This is a genomic window from Corynebacterium efficiens YS-314, assembly GCF_000011305.1.
In the GTDB taxonomy this organism is placed as follows: domain Bacteria; phylum Actinomycetota; class Actinomycetes; order Mycobacteriales; family Mycobacteriaceae; genus Corynebacterium; species Corynebacterium efficiens.
In genome coordinates this window covers 1392424-1411883 of the sequence record NC_004369.1, presented here as the reverse complement: position 1 = coordinate 1411883, position 19460 = coordinate 1392424, and the positions used below count along the sequence as shown (strand labels likewise).

The window sequence follows — 19460 nt, the reverse complement described above, 5'->3', positions numbered from 1 at the left end:
ATATCGTTAGTCAACATAGGTAAGCCTACACTCTCACCACCTGGTCACGAAAGGGCGATGCCCGGGACCCCACGGTCCCGGGCATGGAGCAGGTCCTACTTACGGCCAGCCTCAAAGGCCGCACCGACGCGGTACAGGCGGTCATCCTGGAACGCCGGCGCCATGATCTGCAGGCCGGTGGGCAGCCCGGTGTCGGATGCCAGACCGGACGGAAGCGACATACCGGACAGTCCCGCCAGGTTCAGTGGCAGGGTGCACAGGTCGAAGTTGTACATCTCCAGCGGATCGGTGATCTTGTCTCCGAGCTTGAACGCGGTGGACGGGGTGGTTGGGGACACCAGCACGTCGACCTGCTCGAAGGCACGGGTGAAGTCCTGTGCGATGAGGGTACGCACACGCTGCGCCTGGAGGTAGTAGGCATCGTAATAACCCACGGACAGCGCATAGGTGCCCAGGATGATACGACGCTTGACCTCCGGGCCGAAGCCCTCGGCGCGGGTCAGGGCCATGACCTCGTCGGCGGACCGGGTGCCGTCATCACCGGAGCGCAGGCCGTAACGCATGCCGTCGAAACGCGCGAGGTTGGAGGACACCTCACACGGCAGAATGAGGTAGTAGGCGCCGAGTGCATCATCGAAGTGCGGGCAGTCGACCTCGACGATCTCCGCACCCTGGGAACGCATCTGCTCCACCGAGGCATGGAAGGCCTCGAGGACACCATCCTGGTAGCCCTCGCGGTCGAACTGATTGACCACACCGACCCGGACACCCTTGAGGTCACCGTTGGCACCCTCGCGGGCGGCGGCGACCACCGGCGCGACGGGCTTGTCGACGCTGGTGGCATCGAACATGTCATGACCTGCGATGACCTCGTGGAGCAACGCGGTGTCGAGAACGGTACGCGCGGTCGGGCCGACCTGATCCAGGGAGGATGCACACGCGATGAGTCCGTAACGGGACACGGTGCCGTAGGTCGGCTTCACACCGACGGTGTTGGTCAGTGCGGCCGGCTGGCGGATGGAGCCACCGGTGTCGGTGCCGATCGCCAGGGGCGCCTCACCGGAGGCCAGCGCGGCGGAGGATCCACCGCCGGAACCGCCCGGGGTGCGCTCCAGGTCCCACGGGTTGCGCGTGGCACCGTAGGCGGAGTTCTCCGTGGAGGAACCCATGGCGAACTCATCCATGTTGGTCTTGCCCAGGATCGGGATGCCGGCCTCACGCAGTTTCCGGGTGACGGTTGCGTCATAGGGGCTCATGTACCCCTCGAGGATCTTCGATGCCGCGGTGGTCGGGGCATCGGTGGTGACCAGGGCATCCTTGAGCGCCAGCGGAACACCGGCCAGTGCGGAGGCGGGGGCCTCACCGGCGTCGAGCGCCTTATCGACGGCATCTGCCGCAGCCAGGGCAGCCTCCTCGCCGACATGCAGGAAGGCGTGGATCTCACCGTCGACCTCATTGATGCGGTCGAGATGTGCCTGTGTGACCTCGCGGGAGGTGACCTCGCGGGAATGGATCAGACCGGCCAGTTCGGCGGCGGTCTTGGTGGTCAGCTCACTCGTGGAGCCCTCAACCAGATATTTGTTGCTCATAATGATTAGTCGCCCTCACCCAGAATCTGCGGAACCATGAAACGCCCATCCTCGACGGCCGGGGCCTGATCGAGTGCCTGCTCAGGCGTCAGGGTCTTGACCACGACATCATCACGCATGGTGGTCATGATGCTGTGCGGGTGGCTCATCGGCTCGACCCCCTCGGCATCGACGTTCTGCACAGCAGAGACATGTCCGACGATGTCATCGATCTGTCCGGCGAACTGCTGCAGCTCCTCTTCGCTGAGCGCCAGCCGGGCCAGTTTGGCAAGGTGAGCGACCTGGTCGCGCGAAATCTCAGGCACTTGGTTTCTGATCCTCTTCGCTAGTCACAATGGGTTGATAAAAATGGCACACGCCCGCTGATATGTCATGGAAAAATCAGAACAGGCGCAACTGTTGGATCATCTTACTGCACCGGGCGGACACGGAACCGCCCAGGGTGAGGCTCGGGTGGGAATCGCGGTGGTATTGTCGAGGGGAAGATTGTTCCCCGTCCATCCCCCGAGTTATCCGAAAGTAAGGAAGCGATCCCCTGATGTCTTTCCTGATCCGCGTCCTGTTGTCTGACACCCCCGGCAGCCTCGCCCTCCTGGCCGAAGCACTCGGCCTGGTGGAAGCTAATATCCAGTCCGTGGACGTGGTGGAGCGCTTCCCCAACGGCACCGTGATGGATGACTTCGTGATCTCCATCCCCAAGCACGTGATGGCCGATACCCTCATCACCGCCGCCGAGCAGGTCGAAGGCGTGGAGGTCGATTCCATCCGCCCCTTCTCCGGGACGGTGGATCGCCGCGGGCAGATCGAGATGCTCGCCGCCGTGGCAGCCGGCAAGCGGGATGTGCCGAAGGCCATGCAGGCCATGGTCAATGTCATCCCCCGCACCATGACCTCCGGGTGGGCCATGGTCATCGACACCACTCCCCCGGTCCGACGTGTTGCAGCCTCCCAGGCTGCACCCGAGGATGATGGCACAGTGCCGCAGAATGTAGTGCTGGAAACCGCGCGCCTGCTCATCCCCGAGCAGGAGGACTGGATCCCGGAGAGCTGGTCACTGCTGGATTCCTCCCTCGCGATCGCCCCGCTGGGCAAGACCCCCCTGGCGCTGATCATCGGTCGCCCCGGTGGCCCCGATTTCCTGGCCAGCGAGGTTCAGCACCTCGGTGACCTGGGGGCGATCGTGGGCGCGATCATCTCCTAATCCGGTTCCCCGCATCCCTGCTGGCGGATCCAGTCCCGGGCAGCCCGTTCCGCGGAGACGGTGACCATATCCGGTTCGATCGGATTCTCACCGAACACCTCCCCGGTGCGGGCCTTGTTGTGCGCGGTGGTCAAGAGGATACGGGCCCCGTCGGGCATCTCGACGGTGATGTTGGCGCTGGCATATCCGGCTGTGGGGCCGCCGAAGGACCTGGAGTTCTCCAGCCCCCGGAAGGCGAGCATGGTGGCCTCGCCGGAGGATCCGGTCATGGCATCGGTGAGAACCGCGACCGGCACCCGGAACTTCTCCTCTGCCTGGGCACTCATGGGTGTCCCACCTCCCTGGACACTGTTGCCGGTGATGGTGACCGGGGTGTCATGGAAAGAGGTGCTGAACCAGAGGACGTCACCATCCGGCAACAGCGGTGACACAGCGGCGAGCATGGGCCCCATATCCCCACCGGTGTTGCCCCCTCAGATCAAGCATGACTGCGCACCCGTCACCACGGAGTTCCTCCACCAGGGCGGGTGCCACCGCATCCACATAGGCCTGACCGTCCCAACCGGCATCGGTGGCAGGTAGGGTCACCGTGACCACCTGACCGTCCGACTCGACGGTGGGAACCAGATCAGCCCCACGCTCCCGCGGCACCACCCCGGGCAGTATCAGCGTGGAGTGCTTCCCGCCCGCGGCAGCCAGGACGGCATCGATGTGCGGGTAGGTGTCCGCGATGGAATCCGCGTGTGCGACAGCCTCCTCGGCCCTGGCGCGCGCGACGGCGAACAACTCGGAACCGGCGTAGATCCCCTGGCGTTCGGCGATATCGAAAACGGTGGTGGCATAGCGTTCGGGTGTCGGGGGAACGAGGAAGACCGGCTTGCCCCACAGGGCGGTGCCGAGGGTCGGTCCGAGAGCCCAGATCGTGGCCAGAACCACCGCCAGCCCCGCAGCAGCGAGTGCCCAGACCCAGCCGAGGAGCCTACGCCTGCGCCGGCCCTCGGCAGCGGGAAGGGGCGCTCCGGTTTTTGGTGACACCGCGGTAACACTCCTTTGTCGGGGAAAGGTTTCTCCGTGTCACCTTAGAGTTACCCGAGACATAAATCCCGATGATGGGAATTATTCAGGGTTTCCCCTCCCCCCGACCCCGAGCGCCCCTAAACCGCGCCGGTATCGAGAAGCCGGACGAAGGCCTCCTCATCGAGAATGGTCAACCCGAGTTCCTCCGCCTTGGTGGCCTTGGAACCGGCGTTCTCCCCCACCACCACATAATCCGTCTTCTTTGATACCGACCCTGATGCCTTGCCACCACGGGAGATGATGGCCTCCTTCACCGAGTCGCGGGTGAAACCCTCCAGGCCACCGGTGACCACGATGGTGAGCCCCTCCAGGGTCTGCTCGAGCTGTTCGGTCTCTGCATCCTCCATGGTCACCCCGGCTGCCGCCCAGGTGTCCACGATGGCGCGGTGCCAGTCCACCTCGAACCAGTCCTTGAAGGACTGGGCGATGATCATGCCCACCCCGTCGGTTTCGGCGAGTTCGTCCACGGGGGCGTCGACAAGCTTCTGCATGGACCGGTAGCGACCGGCGAGGGCGCGGGCGGCCGTCGGGCCGACATGTCTGATCGAGAGTGCGACAAGAACGCGCCACAGGTCGGTGTTCTTGCGTTGTTCCAGGTTGGCGAGCAGTTTGCGCCCCGATGCGTTCACAGCGCCCGCCTTGGTGGTGTAGACATCGGATTCGAGCAGATCCTCCTCGGTGAGGTCGAAGAGCCCCGCCTCATCGACGAGGATGCCGTTGCGGATGAGATCCTGCGCACCCTTCTCACCGAGCGCCTCGATATCGAAGGCACCGCGGCCCGCGATATAGGTCAGCCGCTGGGACAGCTGGCCGGGACAACTGCGGGTGTTGGGGCAACGCCAGTCAGCATCCTCAGCCCTCGTCGGGGCCAGCGTGGATCCGCATTCCGGGCAGTGCTCCGGGAAGACGAATTCCCGTTCCGTGCCGTCACGCAGCTCCACCACGGGGCCGAGCACCTCGGGGATCACCTCACCGGCCTTGCGGACCACGACCGTGTCACCGATGAGCACGCCCTTGCGCTTGACCTCGCTCTGATTGTGCAGGGTGGCCATGGACACGGTGGATCCGGCCACAAAGACGGGTTCCATCATGGCGAATGGAGTCACCCGGCCGGTACGCCCGACGCTGACCTTGATGTCGATCAGCTTGGTGGTGACCTCCTCGGGCGGGTACTTGTAGGCGATCGCCCAACGTGGCGCACGGCTGGTGGAGCCCAGCGCACGCTGGGAGGCGATGTCATCGACCTTGATCACCAGCCCGTCCATCTCGTGCAGGGCGTCATGCCGGTGGTCGGCCCAGTACAAAACCTTGTCGACGACGGCGTCGGCGGTCTCGACGGCCTCCGTGTAGGAGGACGTGGGCAGGCCCCAGGCGGCGAGTGCCAGGTACGCATCATGCTGGGAGGCCGGCTGGAAACCCTCGCTGTAACCGATGCCGTGGGTGATCATGCGCAGTCGGCGCTTCTTCACGTCCTCGGGGTTCTTCTGACGCAGTGAACCGGCGGCGGCATTGCGGGGATTGGCAAACGGTTTGCCGCCGTCCTCGATGCGCTGGGCGTTGACATCGGCGAAGTCCTCGATGGGGATGAACACCTCACCGCGGACCTCGAGCACGGCGGGGATGGGGTACTCCTCAGTGGCGGTCAGCTCATGTGGAATGTCCCCGATCACGCGGGCATTGGCGGTGATGTCCTCGCCCACCCGGCCGTCGCCACGCGTGGCGGCGCGCTCCAGCATGCCGTTGCGGTAGACCAGGTCAATGGAGAGCCCGTCGATCTTCAACTCGGTGAGATAACGTTTCGCCGGGGTGCGGGCGAGCCAGTCCCGCAGTTCCTCCTCATCGAAGACATTGTCCAGGCTGAGCATGCGCTCCAGGTGCTCGACATTGTCGAAGCTGGACTGTTCGGTGACCGGTGCGCCCACCTCCTTGGTGGGACTGTCCGGGACGGCGAGCTCCGGGTGCTGTTCCTCCAGATCCTGGAGTTGCCGGAACAGGGCATCGAAGTCGGCATCGGGGATCTCCGGTTGCTGGTTGTAGTAGAGATCCCGGTGGTACCGGACCTTTTCCGCCAGCTCATTCCAGGTTCTGCGCAGTTGGGCATTATCGTCAGTCACGGTTCCCGATTCTAGATGGTCACGGATTGCGTCGGGCGGGGGCACCCGGTGTCCGGGGCGTTGGTTAGGGTTGAAGCCATGAATTCCACGGTGAAACTCCCCGCCCACTTCGACCCCGCAAACATGCTCTCCTTCGACCTGGAAACCACCGCCGCCAACCCCTTTGAAGCCCGCATCGTCACCTCCGCGATGGTGACTATCACCAATGCCGGAGCCACCCCACTCGAACTGCTCGCCGACCCCGGGGTGGAGATCCCCGAGGGTGCCACCGCGGTGCATGGCATCACCACGGAATACGCCCGGGAGCATGGCCAGCCCCATGAGGAGGTGCTGGCTGAGACCATCCGGAGAATCCAGGAGGGCTGGGGAAATAATCAAGCCCTCATCGTGTATAACGCTCCCTATGATCTGACCGTGCTGCGGCGTCTCTCCGGTGACTTCACCATCGATGGACTGGTCTATGATCCCTACACCGTCGACAGGATCAAGGATCCCTACCGGAAGGGCAAGCGCACCCTGGCTGATCTGTGCGCCCATTATGAGGTGCAGTTGGGCAACGCCCACGAAGCCACCTCCGACGCTCTGGCCGCTGCCCGCATCGCCTGGAAGCAGGCCCGCATCTGGCCCGAACTGGCCACCATGAGCGGGGAGGAACTCATGGAGATGCAGGCGGTGGGATATTACGAGAAGCAGATCAGTTTCCGGAACTATCTTCAGGGCCAGGGCAGGGACGGCTCCACAGTGAACACCTCCTGGCCGGTGCAGTCCAGCTAGGGACAACCACCCGGAAAAGTCGTGCCCCCATGAACTCGAGGACTGCGGGGGCGCGACTTTTCTGCATCCAGGTGGAAGAATGGATGATCGTGTCCACTGGTAGAAAACTCAACAACGCTTCCGCCGCTAGGGAAAACCAGGTCTATCCCTTGATGCCCCTGCCCGAGAAGGAGGCATGGCCGGCGCTGATCGCCCTATGCATCGGTTTCTTCATGATTCTGCTGGATCAGACCATCGTCGCGGTATCCACCCCTGCCCTCCAGGAGGATATGGGTGCCACCTACAACGAAGTCATCTGGGTGACATCGATCTACCTGCTCACCTTCGCCGTTCCACTGCTGATCACCGGGCGGTTGGGGGACAAGTTCGGCCCCAAGAATGTCTATGCCGCTGGCATGATCATCTTCACGGTGAGTTCACTCGCCTGTGGTCTGGCCCCGGACATGATGAGCCTGATCATCGCCCGCGGTGTACAGGGTTTCGGCGCGGCGCTGTTGACTCCCCAGACCATGGCGACGATCAACCGGATCTTCTCCATTGAACGGCGCGGAGCCGCCCTGGGAATCTGGGGCACCACCGCAGGTCTGGCCACCCTGGCCGGCCCCATCGTGGGTGGTGTGATCACGGAGAACTGGGGTTGGCAGTGGGTGTTCTACATCAATGTCCCCATCGGTGTCATCTCCGTCCTCGCAGTCCTGAAATACGTGCCCGCGTTCCCTCCCCACACCCGGCCATTGGATCCGCTGTCCATGCTGTTGTCGGCCACCGCGATGTTCCTGCTGGTGTTCGCCCTGCAACAGGGTGAGGTTGTCGGCTGGGTGGCCTGGATCTGGGTGATGATCATCGTCGCCCTGGTACTCGGGTATGGGTTTGTCCGACAGCAGGCCAGACTGGCGCAGGCTGGAAGTGATCCACTCATCCCGCTGGATATCTTCCGGATCCGCAATTTCTCCCTGGGCAACATCAGCATCGTCGCCATGGGTTTCACCGTTGCGGGTATCCCCCTGCCGATCATGCTGTACTTCCAGCAGATCCACGGTATGGGGCCGATGCAGGCGGGGTTCATGATGATCCCCCAGGCTCTCGTCGCCGTCCTGTTGTCGCCCTCCATCGGCAGGCTGGTGGACAAACGCAATCCCAACACCATGGCAGCGCTCGGATTCGGTGTCAGTTCGTTATCCATCCTCGGTCTCTCCCTCATGATGATCCTTGACGCTCCGATCTGGGTGGCCCTGGTGTCGATGTTCTTCCTGGGCGTGGGTAACAGCCTCATCTGGGCACCGAACTCCACCTCCACCATGCGTGACCTGCCGGGTCGGTTCATGGGGGCGGGTTCCGGCGTGTATAACACCACGCGGCAACTGGGGTCAGTCATGGGTGCTGCTGCCATCGGTGCGGTCCTCCAGGTGCGTCTGGTCGCCGGTGATGGAGGGGCTGCCTTCGGTCAGGCACTCCTACTACCCACCGTGGTCCTGCTGGTCGGTGTGGTGGCCTCCCTGCTCGCGGAAAATGCCACACCGGAGGCAACCCGGGCGCGCCTGGCGGCCAAGGCTGATAGGTCGGTTTAGAGTCTCTGTGGTTAGAACGGTGGGGCATCCTCCTGGGCCTCGGTGGCCTTCGCCTCTGCCTCAGCCTTCGCAGCCGCCGCCCAGCGCTCGCGGTGTCTGGTGCGGTACTGGGACACCGTCTGTGCCCACCGGGCGCCCTGTGGTGTCAGCGGCCCCTCCGGAACATTGACCGCCCAGGTGCCGTCCTCCCAGACCCACACCACGATCCCGGTGACCGGGTCGGCCAGGTACACGCAACGTCCGTCGGTCTTGCCGTTGTGGTGATGACGGCACGCAGAAGACAGGTTCCCGATGCAGGTGCAGCCTCCGTCCTCGTGGTTGATGCGGTGGTCGAGGTCGCAGCGATCGGCCGGCACTGTGCAGTACGGTGCAACACAACCGCCATCGCGTCCCTCCACGGCAGCCCGGATATCGGGGGTCGGATCATGGCCGGCGGCGTGCTTCTTCATCGCCTGATCCATATCCCTGACTGTGGTGGCACGCGCACTCCAGTGGTTTCCAGTTTTCTCATCGAGCCAGCCGATACCCGTGCCCCACACCGGAGCGTTGGCGAGGTCCTTCGCGCTGTAGAGATTGAGGGCGACCTTGACTTTGACCTTGCTCAGGATGAGATCGACGAAGGCCTCCCCCTTGTTCATTCCGGTGGCCTCAGCGTGTTTGGCCACCGCATCGTTGATGAGTTTGCCTTCCACCGGGTCCACCGAGGCGAACAGGTGAGCTGTGGTGTCATTGTCACCGGGCGAGATATCGAACTCCTTCCGGTTGGTGGGGTCCTTATCGGGGTCCGCCTTAGCATCATCGAGCATGCTGCGGATGGCGGCGATCTTCGCCCGGATGGACCGGTGGGAGGGAAGCGCCTGGTTGGGTGCGATGGGAGTGAGATAGTCGGTGAGCAGCTCATCCACCACCTCCAGATGCTCGGGATTGAGACCGAACAGGGCGTTGGAGATGGTGATCAGGCGCTGGTGGTCGAGGTGGAAGAGGTCCTGCTGGAGCTGATCCAGCAGGGGCAGGTCCCTGAGCTGGTAGAAGGCGAGGATGAGTTGCCTGACGCGGTGACGGGAATATCCGGTGGAGACGGCGAGTGTGGATACCGCCAGTTCGAAGTCCGTGTCCTCGTCCGGCATGACCTGCGCGATGAGCTGGTGCTCCGCCTTCCTGATGGCACCCAGCGCCATTGCGGTGGGATCGGCGGGATTGTTGACGGTGTAGTAGTTGGGTGGATGAGTGGTGATCATGGCATAACCCCCTATGGCAACCATGGTTCGTTCACTTGTTCTAATCCACCCTAGAACACGCCCCGGACACCGGGTGCCCCCGCCCGGCGTGACCAGGGCATATGCCGCCTACAGGTCCCCGGAATCCCTCTCCAGCATTCCCGCCACCACACGGGCCATGCGGTACGCCCCCACCACCGGGTCCAGTGTGCCAGCAGCACCCAGGCCGGCCTTCGGATGCACATCCACCCGGTCGACCAGATGAGCACGGTCCACCCCGAGATGATCGAAGAACCTGGCCACCTCAACAGCGCGCACTCGGGGTACTTCCAGGAGTTCATCCACCCGGTCCCCCGGACCCGTGATGCCCAGGCCGATGCGCACCCCTCCGGTGATGGTCTCCCCGAAACCGTCTAGCTGCTCATTGCCCGTCACGCGGTCCAGAGTCACCTGGACCGTTTCCGCACCCGCTCCCCTGGCCACCTCCCACAGGGGTGTCTGCCCGGTGAGGTTGAGGTAGGTGTGCTCGATCCCCTCACTGCGCACCGCATCGAACACGCCATTCAGGCGTTCGGTGAGATCAGCGGAGTTGACCGGCCGGATCGTGTCGAAGGTGGAGGTACCCTCCAGCCCTCCGGAAGCAATGACCGCCAGGTCCGGCTCATCGATCTGGACGGACACCTGGGCCCGGAACCTCCGGGCCACCTCCGCCGCATGCTCCCGGATACCGAGGATGAGCGCCCCGGTGAGGTCACGCATCGCACCGTGGTCGGTGAGCACGCGGTGCCCGTTGGGCAGTTCGATACGTGCACTGAGGGTCCAGGGGCCGACGACCTGGATCTTGATGTGGTCCCGGGAGGTGCCCCAGACCTCTTCACAGGTGTCCAGATCCATGCTGAGGTAGTCGCGCGTCCTGTGTGTCAGCCGGCTCGGGCGGGCGCTGAGCACCCAGGAGCGGGCCCCACGTGCGACGGTGAGGGCGTCGATAAGCCCCACGCTCCGGCCGATCGCGTCGGCACCCAGGCCGCGGGAGGGCAGCTGCGGCAGGTGCAGCAGGTCGCCGGTTTCGCCCTGGATGATGTCGGCGGCCTCGGCAATCGAGGTGCCGGGGAGCTCCCCCAGACCGTAGGCGGCCATGCTATGCCTCCGTGCCGCAGATCGTGCCGGACCCCAGGACGATATCGCCCTCCGGGTCGGGCAGGTAGAGCACGGCCGCCTGACCACGGGCCACGCCGGAGAGGGACTCGGCCAGGTCGAGGCGCATGGTGTCGGCGGTGCGGTCGATGCGCGCGTGACACTTGACGACGCCTCCGTGGGCACGCACCTGGACCTCGCAGTCGAGCTCGCCGTCCATGGCGGGGTGGAGGAACTTCAGGCGGTCGGCATGGATGACCCCGACCTCCAGATCCTCCCTCGAACCGACGGTGACGGTGCCGGTGGCAGCGTCGATATCGGTGACGTAGCGGGGTCGGCCATCAGCAGCGGGCTCCTTGATGTCAAGTCCCTTGCGCTGACCGATGGTGAATTCATGCACGCCGGCATGCTCACGCAGGGTGGTGCCCTCCCGGTCGACGATCATGCCCGGACGGAGACCGATGTGCTTGCCCAGAAACGCCTGGGTGTTGCCGTCGGGGATGAAACAGATGTCATACGAATCAGGTTTCTTGGCCACGGAGAACCCGGAGGCGGCGGCCTCCTCGCGGATCTCCGGCTTGACGGTGTCACCGACCGGGAACATACAGTGGGCGATCTCATGGGCACCGAGGACACCCAGAACATAGGACTGGTCCTTGTTCATGTCGACACCACGGCGCAGGTAGCCGTCCCCGCCGTCGGCGGGCTGGGTCAGGCGGGCGTAGTGGCCGGTGACCACAGCATCGAAACCCAATGCGATACCGCGCTCAAGCAAGGCTGCGAACTTGATCTTCTCGTTGCAGCGCAGGCAGGGGTTGGGGGTTTCACCGATGGCGTAGGAGTCGATGAAATCATCGATGACATCCTCCTTGAACCTGTCGGAGAAGTCCCACACATAGAACGGGATGCCAAGCTTGTCGCACACACGGCGGGCATCGGCGGAATCCTCCAGGGAGCAGCAACCACGGGAGGATTCACGCACGCTCTGCGGATCCCGGGACAGGGCGAGGTGCACCCCGACCACCTCATGGCCTGCTGCCACCGCGCGCGATGCCGCCACCGCGGAATCAACGCCTCCACTCATTGCTGCGAGAACCCGCATGATCTCCCCTCGTATTGTCGTCCCGGCCCCCAGAGGCCATGTCACCGTTGTTCAACCTCGTAGCGTATCTTTGTGTTCCCCGAAAGCCACAATCACCGCTCAGTTCTACCAGATCTAAAGCAGAGTCCCACTTCTTAAAGATCTAAAAGACCACTACACTTCTTATAGATCTAAAACCAACCCTCGAGGACCATCATGCATCCCACCCGAGCCAACCCCTTCCGCCCCACCTTCGGCGTCTCACCGACGATCCTGGCGGGCCGCGATTCCCTGCTCGAATCCTTCACCCTGGGCCTGGCCGAGGGACCAGGCAGCCCCTTCCGGGCCCTGCTCATCTCCGGCGCGCGTGGCATGGGGAAAACCGTCATGCTCAATGAATTCGAGGATGCCGCCGCCGCACAGGGCTGGGTGAAGCTGCGTGTCTATCCTGATTCCTCCATGCTGGACACGCTGACCAACACCACCCTGCCCGAAGCCATCCGGGATCAGACAGGGCCCGGTGACAAGCGGATGCTCACCGGTGTGTCCATCTCAGGGATCGGACAGATCACCACCGCCGCCGATCCCGATCACTCCCATCCCACCCCGACTCTGATCTCCAGGCTCCGGGAACTGGCCACCCTCCTCCGTCAGCGCGCATCCGGCATCCTCATCACCCTCGATGAACTCCAGAGCACGGACATCAACCACCTCCACGAACTGGCCACCGCAGTGCAGGATCTGTTGCGCGATGACTTCGATATCGCCCTGGTGGCTGCCGGCCTTCCCGAGGGTGTTGAAAGGCTGCTGCAACACGAGGGCACCACCTTCCTCCGGCGCGCTGAGCGCATCCACCTGGGCGAGGTTGATCACGCCGATTCGGTGGCGATGTTCCTCGAGACCACCACCGCCGGTGGTCGCCGCATCGACCGGGACGCCGCCGAACTGGCCGCCCACATCAGCGTCGGTTATCCCTATTCCATGCAGCTGACCGGTTCCCTGGCCTGGGCACGCGCAACCCTGGACAAGACGGACCACATCACCACCAGGCAGGTGGAGTCCGTGCGCGACGAGGTCATCCGCCGCATGGGCATGCAGGTGCATGAACCATCACTGCATTCTGTTCCCGACGGTGAGTTGACTATCCTCTATGCCATTGCCGAATTATCCGACAACGGTGAGATGGTGGCCACCGGCGACATCGCCGCACTGATGAAAGTCAAGCCCAACGCCCTGTCCGTGCAGCGTCGACAGCTGCTGCGCCGTGGTCTGCTGACCGTCCCGAAGTACGGATATCTCAACTTCGTGCTGCCCTATATGCGCGAGCATCTGCTGGCCAACCCCCAGCACCGCCCGCTCTAGCACCCACCCGGACAGAAAGAACACACCCCGCACCGTGGCCCGTAAACGTAACACCTCCCCCGACATCACCAATGCCAATCCCGTCGCCGGCACCTATGAGGGTGACTACTCCCTCATCGAGCTCCAGCCGGATTTCTACACCACCGACGGCTGGCTCATCAGCGTCAACGGTGTCCCCAGTTCCCACATCGTGCTCGGCGAACCCCGGGCCCTGGTGTTCGAATACATGCGCTGGATCGCCACCGGCACCCGCGCATTCACCGATGAATTCCTGGACACCGACAAACTCCGCATCACCCACCTCGGCGGCGGGGCGTGCACCATGGCACGCTACTTCGCGGACATCTACCCGCAGTCACGCAACACCGTCGTCGAACTCGACGGTGAACTCGCCCGCCTGGCCCGGGAATGGTTCGACATCCCCCGTGCACCCCGGGTGAAGATCCGTGTCGATGACGCCCGCGTAGTCGCCGAAGCCTTCACCCCGGCCAGCCGCGACATCATCATCCGCGATGCCTTCGCCGGCGCCGTCACACCGGAGAACCTGACCACCGTGGAATTCTTCGAACACTGCCACCGCGGCCTCGCACCGGGCGGGCTGTATGTCTCCAACTGCGGCGACCACTCCGATCTGCGCGGCGCCAAGAGCGAGCTCGCCGGGATGATGGAGGTCTTTGACCACGTCGCGGTCATCGCCGATCCCCCGATGCTCAAGGGACGCCGCTACGGCAACATCATCCTCTTCGGTTCCGACCGGGAGCTTTTCGACGCCCACTCGCCCCAGACAGCAGCCATCACCCGGGAGTTACTCAGCGGCGGTGTGCCGGCCCACTACAAAGACGAGGAATGGGTCCGCCGCTTCGCCAGTGGTGCCCATCCCCGGCGCGACGAGATGGTGACGGAGTAACCGTGACTCAGGCGCCGACTTGGTGCCATTCGGTTCTGTACTCCGGGGTTCTTCTCGCCTCCCAGCGGGTGATGGTACTACCCAGCTCAGCCTTATTGTTCAACCAGTAGGTCTCCCCCGGCGCCCATCCTGCCACTACAGACACTGCCCCCTTTCCGATCTCGATGGCGCGTCCTGCGGTACCTAGGTAGCCCGCCACAGTGAGATGGACAACATCGAAATCCCGGAGCACCTCGCTCCAATCAGGCATGACCCAGGGCCTACAGAGTCCGGTGACTGCCTGCCAGTCGTACTGTTTCAACGCGGTGACATCCAGGGGATAGTCATGGCAGAGCCTGGCCCAACTTGATTCCCCGTAGATGGTAAACACACGGGCATCGGGGGCCACGCTCACCTTGATCACCTCGGCGAATTCGTATCCGAAGGTATCTTCCTCCCACCAGAGGCCGGTTGCACCCCGGTGGGCCCTGCTGGTGGGAACAGATCCTTCTGTGGGAACGGACCACCACCGACCGCTGAAGTGCTCGGGCGATAGTTCTTTTTCTTCTGCGCATTTCCGCCACTGTTCAAGACGTGTCGGGTCTGCCCCCAGTTGATTCGGATGTTCAGGAAGAGCGTCCCAGGTCCTTCCCCGACCGACCCAGACCTGATCATCAGGGGTGAATTCCTGCGCCCACCACGTAGTTGCAGGACTAATAGCCACCACCTGCGCGATAGGCAGCAGGGCGGTACGTACCTCCGGATACTGAAAGACTCTTTCCTCTTCATCTGGCGATTCCCAGTACACCGCGCTTTCAACTGATGTCTTCACGCAATCAGTGAGGATGCCATCACTGAACTTTTCCGGTAGAGACACCTGCTGTATCTCAGCAACCAGTCGTACCAGTGCAGCTGGGGTGGCATCACGGTTCATAACATCCACAACTGCGCGAGCCAATCGTCTTTGATCCCCGCAGTTCTGCAGGAGGTTGAAGAGTAGCTGCCTGCCACGAGGTCCCGCTAACAATTGATCTACGATACTCACGGCTCACAGGATAGTGGTGTTGCCCTGGGGTGTCAGTTGTTCAAGCCAACCCGGCCGTGCGTGCCCGTGCCACCACATCGGTGATCACCGTGAGTACAGCCTCCACATCGGCCTCGGTGGTGGTCCGACCCAGGGTGAAACGGATGGCACCGCGGGCATCGGACTCGGAGATGCCCATGGCCAGCAGGACATGGCTGGCGCGGTTGACGCCGTTGGAACAGGCGGATCCTGTGGAGGCCTCGATGCGCATGGAGTCAAAGAGCATGATCAGGCTGTCCCCCTCCGCGCCGGGGAAGGACAGGTGCAGGTGTCCCGGCAACGCGGGCTCAGTGGTGTGGACCAGGACGTTGTCGATCAGGGACAGGATGCCGTCGTAAAGCCTGTCGCGGAGGGCGCTGAGGCGGGCGAGCTCGGTGTCGATCTCGGCCACCGCCTCCCGCAGCGCTGCGGCCGTGGCGGCCGCACCGGCGACGTCGAGGGTACCGGGGCGGATGCCGCGTTCCTGTCCACCGCCATGCAACACCGCAGACGGTGCCGGGGAGCGACGCGCCAGGAGCAGACCCACACCCCGGGGGCCACCGAACTTGTGCGCGGATGCCGCCAGCGTGGTCGCGCCCAGGGCATGGAAGTCCACCGGCAGATGGCCCACCACCTGCACGGCGTCGATGTGCGTGGGTGTCTCCCCCGCCGCGGCGATGAACTGCTCCACCGGCTGGATCGCTCCGGTTTCATTATTCGCCCACATCATCGTCGCCACCGCGGCGGGCTGGGCCAACGCCTCAAAGGATGAGACACGGCCATCACCACCCATCGGCAGCAGGTCCACCTGTGCCCCCTCCGTCCCGAGGGCCTTGACGGTTTCCAGGACGCCGGGATGCTCGATCGGGGTGGACACGATCCGGTTCATCGGCGATGCACGGTACAGGCCCTGGATGGCGAGGTTGTCAGCCTCGGTGCCGGAGGCGGTGAAGATGACCTCGATGGGTTCACAGCCCAGTAGCTCGGCGATCTCCTCGCGGGCTGTATCCACCACGCTGCGCGCCCTGCGTCCCGAGCCGTACTGACCACCCGGGTTGAGTGCCTGGGCATGCTCCATCCAGGTGTCGGCGGCGACGGCCCGCATCGGGGTGGTGGCGGCATGGTCGAGGTAGAAAGTATCCACGGTCCTTCTTCGGTTCTTGCTTCAGTTAGTTATGGGAGATGGAACAACAAGGGCCCGACAGTGACAACACCGTCGGGCCCATGTTTATTCGGTACGTGATCCTACTTGCGCTTGTTGATCTCCTCAAGCAGCGCAGGAGCCACATCAAAGAGGTCTCCCACAACACCGAGATCAGCGATGTCGAAGATGGGGGCATCCTCGTCATTGTTGACCACAATGACCTTCTTGGCGGTCTGCATACCGGAGGTGTGCTGGATCGCGCCGGAGATGCCGAAGCCGATGTAGACATCCGGGGAGACGGTCACACCGGTCTGGCCGATCTGGTACTCACCCGGGTAGTAGCCGAGATCGACGGCGTCGCGGGTGGCACCCACGGCGGCACCGAGGACGTCGGCAAGCGGCTCCAGAACGGTCTTGAAGTTCTCGGCGGACCCCACACCGCGACCACCGGCGATGACCACCTTGGCCTGGGGCAGCTCGGGGCGGTCGCCACGCTCGGCCGGGGTGGCGGACACGACGGTGACGTCCTTGGCGGTGGCGGCGGGCAGCTCCAGAGTCTGGAGGGTGCCGGCAGCAGCGACCGGCTCACCGGCGACGGCACCGGCGCGCAGGGTGTAGATCGGGGACGCACCACCCACGGCGGCGGACACCTGGATGGTGTCACCGAAGATGGACTGGTCGGCGGTGCGGTCGGCGTTGATGCCGACAACATCGCACAGCACGCCGGAGGCCAGGCGGGCCGCGAGGCGACCTGCGATCTCGTTGCCACCGAGGTTGGCGGACAGCACGATCGGGCCCGGGTTGTGGGCTGCCAGGATGTGGAGGGCATCCACCTCGGGCAGCACCAGGCGTCCGGTCACGGACGGGGACTCGGCGGCCACGACCACGGAGGCACCCAGGGCACCGAGCTCGGCAGCCAGGCCCTGGCCGGTGCCGGGTTCGCCGACCACCACGGCGGTGACCTCACCGAGCACGCGGGCTGCGGTGATCAGTTCAGCGGTGACGTGATCCAGCTGGCCGTTGTTCTGCTCTACCAGGACATAAGCAGTAGACATGAAACGTTTCTCCTACAGGATTTGAGGGGTGTTGATCGGGTTGGAACTAGATCACAAACTAGATCACGTTGTCGGCGGCCAGGTGCTCGGCGATCCGTGCCGCGGCATCGCCGGAGCTGATGACCTCACCGCGGGTACGTGCCGGACGCTCGGATGCGGCGGTCACGGCGGTTGCCGCGTGTGCCAGGCCGACCTGCTCCGGGGTGACACCGATCTGCGCCAGGTTGAGGCGCGCGATGGTCGCCTTCTTCGCGGCCATGATGCCCTTGAAATTCGGGAAACGGGGCTTGTCGGCCTTATCGGTGATGGAGACCACCGCAGGCAGAGCGGCCTTGAGCTCGAAGCTGCCGCGGTGATCCACACGGGTGCCGGTCACGTCAGCACCCTCAATGGCGACCCTGGACAGTCCGGTCAGTGCAGGCACCTGGCGGTACTCGGCCAGCACACCCGGCAGCGCACCCATGGAACCATCGGACGAAGCCGCTCCGGCCACGATGAGGGAGACATCCGGGATGGTGTTGATGGCGTTGTTCAACGCCCAGGCGGTGCCCAGCAGATCGGAACCCGCCAGTGCCCCATCGGTGAGCAGGATGGCCTCATCCGCACCCATGGAAAGGGCCTTGCGCAGTGCCTCATCAGCGGATTCAGGGCCGGCGGACAGTGCCACCACCTTGTGACCCGGGTTGGCTTCCCGGAGTCGCAGGGCCTGTTCGAGTGCGAACTCGTTGATCTCATCCAGGACCTCGTCAACGCCCTCACGATCGAGGGTGAAGTCGGCCTCCAGGGTCCGCTTTGACCACGTGTCTGGAACGTTTTTCACCAGCACCACGATTGTGGACATCCACACTCACCTTTCAACAGTTGCTCTCAGGAAGAATTCAAACTCTCCGACCATGGTACGCGGACGGCTCCGGTCACCCCGCGGGACAACCCGTCACCCCAGCCCACCCTAGACAGAACAGTCTATTCAAGCCAGACTATCTAAAGTCCTGCACGTTGCACAATGTGAGATTCACCCGTTCCATTCGCGGGCCCCACACACCAGTGCCACCCCGGCAGAACCGATGCGGGTGATCACCACGGACATCGCCCGGTCCCCCTTCAAACCCAGCTTCTTCCGCAGCTGGTCCGGGTCCACATCCACACCCCGCACGAGGATCTCCACGGATCCCGCCCCGTGTGCAGTCAGAGCACCCTTCAGTTTCTTCAGGGGTACCTGCTCGATGAACCGGAACCCACTGGTGCCGGCCGGGATCCGGTCACCAGTCAGATACGCGATGCGTTCATCCAGCATCCACAGACCCTCACGCACCGCATAGTGGCGCACCAACCCGGCGCGCACCACGGCACCGTCAGGGTCGATGATGAACTCCCCCGGTTCGCGTGCCAGCTGTTCGCCGGGCGCATCGTCGAGGGCATCGGTGATCCTGTCCATCCGATCGCCCCGCAGGATCACCGCCTCACGGGTCTCCCCGTCGGCCAGATCAGGGGTGTACAGGCAGGCCTCCTTCACCCCACCGTCCACGCTGACCAGGCTGACCAGACCGGTCCATCCGGAGAAATCCAGACCGGGCGCGCATTTCACCGCCATCGCATGGCCCTCCCACGCGGTGAGCAGGTCCGGCAGCGGGGGCAGCAGCTGGGCTGGGTCGGTGATGCGTCGCCCGCCCGCCCGGCGTGCGGGGTCGGCGATGATCACATCGGCGCCGGTCACCGCGGGTGCCAGGGCGTCGGCACGCAGCAGGTGCGGCGGGTGCTTGTCGACGCCCCCACCCAGGTTGTATCTCGCCATCAACAGACGAGCCTGGTCGAGGTCGGAGCCGATATACCCCATACCGACCTGCCCGACGGCATGTCCCTCCGTACCGATGGAGCAGGTGACATCCACGGCGGTGGTCCCCTCCCCCAGTGCTGTCACCAGACGCCGGGCCCGGACCCCGGAAACCTGCATCGGGGTGGCCTGCTGCGCGGAATCATGGCACATCAGCCAGTCGACGGGTAGTTTGCCCGCCACCGAACGACGTGCCCCGGCCAGTTCCGCCACCGCCCTGCCGTGTTCGCCGAATCGGGCACGCAGTGCGGCCACATCCGAGATCATGGTCTTCTTCGTCAGCGCCAGATCGCCCGTGGCGGCATCGATGTCCGGGAGGTTGTCGATGAGGAAGCGCACCTCATCAGCGTTGAAACTCATTGCC

18 protein-coding genes are annotated in these 19460 nt (G+C 64.1%); 5 read left to right on the top strand and 13 right to left on the bottom strand.

Annotated elements, in window-relative coordinates; genetic code table 11:
* Positions 1 to 95: 95 nt before the first annotated feature.
* Together gatA and gatC are read right to left on the bottom strand one after the other, a co-directional pair.
* Positions 96 to 1589 carry an Asp-tRNA(Asn)/Glu-tRNA(Gln) amidotransferase subunit GatA gene (gene gatA, locus CE_RS06750; RefSeq protein ID WP_006769309.1) on the bottom strand — a complete coding sequence of 498 codons (1494 nt, stop codon included), beginning with the start codon at positions 1587 to 1589 and terminating at the stop codon, positions 96 to 98.
* Positions 1590 to 1594: 5 nt separating this feature from the next.
* Positions 1595 to 1894: an Asp-tRNA(Asn)/Glu-tRNA(Gln) amidotransferase subunit GatC gene (gene gatC / locus CE_RS06745; RefSeq protein ID WP_006769308.1), complete on the bottom strand. Its 300-nt coding sequence runs from the start codon at positions 1892 to 1894 to the stop codon at positions 1595 to 1597.
* A 233-nt stretch (positions 1895 to 2127) separates the two neighbouring features.
* On the opposite strand from gatC, the gene CE_RS06740 reads away from it, so the two are divergent.
* Positions 2128 to 2790 carry a hypothetical protein gene (locus CE_RS06740; protein ID WP_006769306.1) on the top strand — a complete coding sequence of 221 codons (663 nt, stop codon included), beginning with the start codon at positions 2128 to 2130 and terminating at the stop codon, positions 2788 to 2790.
* Here CE_RS06740 and CE_RS06735 read toward each other — a convergent pair.
* The 3 genes from CE_RS06735 to ligA form a co-directional block, all read right to left on the bottom strand.
* Positions 2787 to 3233 carry a S41 family peptidase gene (locus tag CE_RS06735; RefSeq protein WP_006769305.1) on the bottom strand — a complete coding sequence of 149 codons (447 nt, stop codon included), beginning with the start codon at positions 3231 to 3233 and terminating at the stop codon, positions 2787 to 2789. The two genes, CE_RS06740 and CE_RS06735, sit on opposite strands and share 4 nt — an antisense overlap.
* Positions 3196 to 3825 (bottom strand): hypothetical protein, encoded by a 630-nt coding sequence (locus CE_RS06730; protein ID WP_011075397.1) that lies wholly within the window; start codon positions 3823 to 3825, stop codon positions 3196 to 3198. Before CE_RS06730 ends, CE_RS06735 begins: the two co-directional genes overlap by 38 nt.
* Before the next feature lie 119 nt (positions 3826 to 3944).
* A complete protein-coding gene (gene ligA, locus CE_RS06725; protein WP_006769303.1) occupies positions 3945 to 5981 on the bottom strand; it encodes an NAD-dependent DNA ligase LigA in 2037 nt (678 codons plus the stop codon).
* Positions 5982 to 6059: 78 nt separating this feature from the next.
* Here ligA and CE_RS06720 point away from each other — a divergent pair, with 78 nt between their 5' ends.
* Together CE_RS06720 and CE_RS06715 are read left to right on the top strand one after the other, a co-directional pair.
* On the top strand, positions 6060 to 6755 hold the full coding sequence (locus CE_RS06720) for a 3'-5' exonuclease (RefSeq protein WP_035109484.1): 696 nt from the start codon (positions 6060 to 6062) through the stop codon (positions 6753 to 6755).
* An 83-nt stretch (positions 6756 to 6838) separates the two neighbouring features.
* Complete coding sequence (locus CE_RS06715; RefSeq protein ID WP_049783611.1) at positions 6839 to 8323, top strand: DHA2 family efflux MFS transporter permease subunit; 1485 nt, start codon at positions 6839 to 6841, stop codon at positions 8321 to 8323.
* Positions 8324 to 8334: 11 nt separating this feature from the next.
* On the opposite strand, the gene CE_RS06710 is transcribed toward CE_RS06715, so the two are convergent.
* From CE_RS06710 to mnmA, 3 genes are all read right to left on the bottom strand, one after another.
* Complete coding sequence (locus tag CE_RS06710; RefSeq protein WP_231295129.1) at positions 8335 to 9561, bottom strand: HNH endonuclease signature motif containing protein; 1227 nt, start codon at positions 9559 to 9561, stop codon at positions 8335 to 8337.
* Between the two features lie 108 nt (positions 9562 to 9669).
* Positions 9670 to 10677 carry a hypothetical protein gene (locus tag CE_RS06705; RefSeq protein ID WP_006769299.1) on the bottom strand — a complete coding sequence of 336 codons (1008 nt, stop codon included), beginning with the start codon at positions 10675 to 10677 and terminating at the stop codon, positions 9670 to 9672.
* A 1-nt stretch (position 10678) separates the two neighbouring features.
* On the bottom strand, positions 10679 to 11776 hold the full coding sequence (gene mnmA, locus CE_RS06700; RefSeq protein WP_011075396.1) for a tRNA 2-thiouridine(34) synthase MnmA: 1098 nt from the start codon (positions 11774 to 11776) through the stop codon (positions 10679 to 10681).
* A 195-nt stretch (positions 11777 to 11971) separates the two neighbouring features.
* On the opposite strand from mnmA, the gene CE_RS06695 reads away from it, so the two are divergent.
* Positions 11972 to 13117, top strand: coding sequence for an ATP-binding protein (locus CE_RS06695; RefSeq protein ID WP_006769297.1), 1146 nt, complete (start codon positions 11972 to 11974; stop codon positions 13115 to 13117).
* Between the two features lie 34 nt (positions 13118 to 13151).
* Positions 13152 to 14024, top strand: a complete 873-nt coding sequence (locus CE_RS06690; RefSeq protein ID WP_006769296.1) for a spermidine synthase — start codon at positions 13152 to 13154, stop codon at positions 14022 to 14024.
* A gap of 7 nt (positions 14025 to 14031) precedes the next feature.
* On the opposite strand, the gene CE_RS06685 is transcribed toward CE_RS06690, so the two are convergent.
* The 5 genes from CE_RS06685 to CE_RS06665 form a co-directional block, all read right to left on the bottom strand.
* A complete protein-coding gene (locus tag CE_RS06685; RefSeq protein WP_011075395.1) occupies positions 14032 to 15048 on the bottom strand; it encodes a hypothetical protein in 1017 nt (338 codons plus the stop codon).
* 40 nt (positions 15049 to 15088) lie between these two features.
* Entirely contained in the window at positions 15089 to 16210 is a 1122-nt protein-coding gene (locus CE_RS06680; protein WP_006769294.1) for a cysteine desulfurase family protein, read from the bottom strand.
* Between the two features lie 101 nt (positions 16211 to 16311).
* Positions 16312 to 17265, bottom strand: coding sequence for an electron transfer flavoprotein subunit alpha/FixB family protein (locus tag CE_RS06675; protein WP_011075394.1), 954 nt, complete (start codon positions 17263 to 17265; stop codon positions 16312 to 16314).
* Positions 17266 to 17323: 58 nt separating this feature from the next.
* On the bottom strand, positions 17324 to 18106 hold the full coding sequence (locus CE_RS06670) for an electron transfer flavoprotein subunit beta/FixA family protein (RefSeq protein ID WP_006769291.1): 783 nt from the start codon (positions 18104 to 18106) through the stop codon (positions 17324 to 17326).
* A gap of 171 nt (positions 18107 to 18277) precedes the next feature.
* Complete coding sequence (locus CE_RS06665; protein WP_011075392.1) at positions 18278 to 19456, bottom strand: class I SAM-dependent methyltransferase; 1179 nt, start codon at positions 19454 to 19456, stop codon at positions 18278 to 18280.
* Positions 19457 to 19460 lie beyond the last annotated feature (4 nt).